This window comes from Vulcanisaeta sp. EB80 (assembly GCF_002078205.2).
On the sequence record NZ_LCWN02000140.1, the window covers coordinates 1 to 2,083 of the forward strand.

Genomic DNA, 2,083 nt, shown 5'->3' on the forward strand with positions numbered 1-2,083 from the left:
AAAGGTGCTGGCACAACCAAGCTCTCTATCAAGTGATGGCTCAAGCTTCACAGTAACATACATAGGCAGTAGATAACAATACACAAACCCACTAACTCACTCAAAAATAGAGCAATTTTTGTCCACATTAGATATATTATTGAACTCATCACTAAGCGAGACCCGATCCTCGACTGAGAAGCGATAAAAACTATAAATAGATCCTTAAAACTCAATATAATAGATACTTATGGGCAGGCCCGGTCCGGGCGATGCTAAGTACTATTCGTTGATTTACGATGGGGTTTCGTTATTATTCACGGGTGCGATTTTCGGTTTTATAGTTTCTATTTTATTTGGTATCGTAACACTCGCCGTAGCTTCCAGCATTGCTTATTCAGGAGTGAATGAGGTTGTGCACGTCAGCGCCGTTATTGGGATAATATCTGGATTAATACTTTTTATAATAATATACACGTGTTACTACAGGTTATAATAATATACACGTGTTACTACAGGGGTTTCATGAAACTAGCAACGGCCTTGGTAGGGTTGGCTCGATAATTAGGTATGGCCGGCCTGGTTATTAATATATCGTCATCCGCCTTATTATTATCCCTAACCTTTAGCCTCAGCAATATTTGGACAGCATACCTAATACTGAGCCTTCCAATGATTATTGGCATTGTTGGAACCATATTAATGATGGTTGCTCTATACAGGCTTGGTGAGCAGTTCAGCGTAGGTTACCTATCAGCTGGTGCCGCATTAGTGATATTCATGGCTGTGATTATTCTATTCATTCTCATACCCGGTGCCATAATAGTTGTTGGAATCCTCGGACTTCTCATAGGTATACCCACCATCATACTACTACTGATAGGGCTGAATGAGGTAAAGAAGGTTGCGGAGAATAAGCTCAAACAGCAACAATGAAGTAGCCATGGGTTATGGAGTTAGTCATAAATTTAGTTGGGCCAGTAAGTACGGCATACTTAATGTGACTACATGAGGTGGGCCGGTAAACCAGGCGATAACCTAAAAATTCTTGGTGGGGCCGCCGGGATTTGAACCCGGGATCACTCGGGATCCCGTGACCGTGGGCTTTTCGTTTTTGTGTTGCCCACGGTGGCAGCCCAAGCCGAGCATCCTAGCCAGGCTAGACTACGGCCCCAGCACTACCTTATCGCCTTGGGTTTTTAGGGTTTTCTTTACCTTTACCGTGCTCATTCTCCTTCATTTCCAATATGTTCACCCATGTTATGAAGCAATCTGCCACTGCATTGTCAAACCCTTTTTGTTTGCTTTCCTTGTTCATACCTCATCACCCTAGGTACTTCCTAAAGAAGTTCACAGTCCTCTCCCACGCGTCCTTTGCGGCTGCCTCGTTATACGCCGGTCCTCCCTCCGTGGCGAAGGCGTGGTATGTCCCTGGGTAGAATACCATTTCGAAGCGCGGTTTATACGTTATTATTGCCTTCATGAGGTCTGGCAGCCCCTGGTTTATGGCTGGGTCCTCGCCCGCGTATATTGCCAGTATTGCGCCGCGTACCTTGGCTATGTCATCAAGCCGCCTTGGGCTTCTTCCGTAGTATATCACCCCTGCGTCGATCGGCACCCTGGTCATTGCCTCGAAGGCTAACCCACCCCCCATGCAGAACTCAATTATGCCTATTTTCCGTGGTTTGTACGTGTCCCTTACGTAGTTGTACGTGCTCACTATGTCATTGATCATCCTCTCCTCAGTGGACTCCCTGTTTATGACTAGTTCATTCACTATCTCCCTCTCCTGTGGCGTTAGTGAGTTCATGAATTCCTTAATCGCATTGATGTCAGTCCTCCTCTCAGGTGGTAGTGACCAGAACCTTCTCATTACGGTCATGATGTTCTGCTCCGTAAACAAGTCAGCCCTCCTTGAGTATAGGTTTGGAGCTATTGATAGATAGCCTAGGGATGCTAACCTCCTCGCTACGTTTCGTATGAACTCTGTTATTCCAAATATCTCGTGTATAACTATGACGGCTGCGTTATAGCCCGTTTCCGGTGTTGCTGTGAATGCGGTTATTTCCGAACCATCGAAGGACCTGTACCTTATGTACTCCTC

The 2,083-nt window shown here is 45.6% G+C and carries 5 protein-coding genes and 1 tRNA gene; 2 read left to right on the plus strand and 4 right to left on the minus strand.

The annotated features are described in order from the left end of the window. Positions 1-229 precede the first annotated feature (229 nt). Positions 230-475: a hypothetical protein gene (locus tag B7L70_RS12570; protein ID WP_081228463.1), complete on the plus strand. Its 246-nt coding sequence runs from the start codon at positions 230-232 to the stop codon at positions 473-475. Between the two features lie 16 nt (positions 476-491). Here the strand turns inward: B7L70_RS12570 and B7L70_RS14335 are convergent, their stop codons facing one another. Further along, complete coding sequence (locus tag B7L70_RS14335) at positions 492-665, minus strand: hypothetical protein (RefSeq protein ID WP_369907355.1); 174 nt, start codon at positions 663-665, stop codon at positions 492-494. Positions 666-684: 19 nt separating this feature from the next. On the opposite strand from B7L70_RS14335, the gene B7L70_RS14340 reads away from it, so the two are divergent. After that, a complete protein-coding gene (locus tag B7L70_RS14340) occupies positions 685-915 on the plus strand; it encodes a hypothetical protein (protein ID WP_081228464.1) in 231 nt (76 codons plus the stop codon). Positions 916-1,028: 113 nt separating this feature from the next. On the opposite strand, the gene B7L70_RS12580 is transcribed toward B7L70_RS14340, so the two are convergent. The 3 genes from B7L70_RS12580 to B7L70_RS12585 all read right to left on the minus strand — a co-directional run. Further along, positions 1,029-1,153: transfer RNA gene (locus tag B7L70_RS12580), tRNA-Pro, on the minus strand. A 9-nt stretch (positions 1,154-1,162) separates the two neighbouring features. Further along, a complete protein-coding gene (locus B7L70_RS14225; RefSeq protein WP_255408875.1) occupies positions 1,163-1,297 on the minus strand; it encodes a hypothetical protein in 135 nt (44 codons plus the stop codon). Positions 1,298-1,303: 6 nt separating this feature from the next. After that, on the minus strand, positions 1,304-2,083 hold a 780-nt coding region (locus B7L70_RS12585; RefSeq protein WP_081228465.1), incomplete at its 5' end, for a dienelactone hydrolase family protein.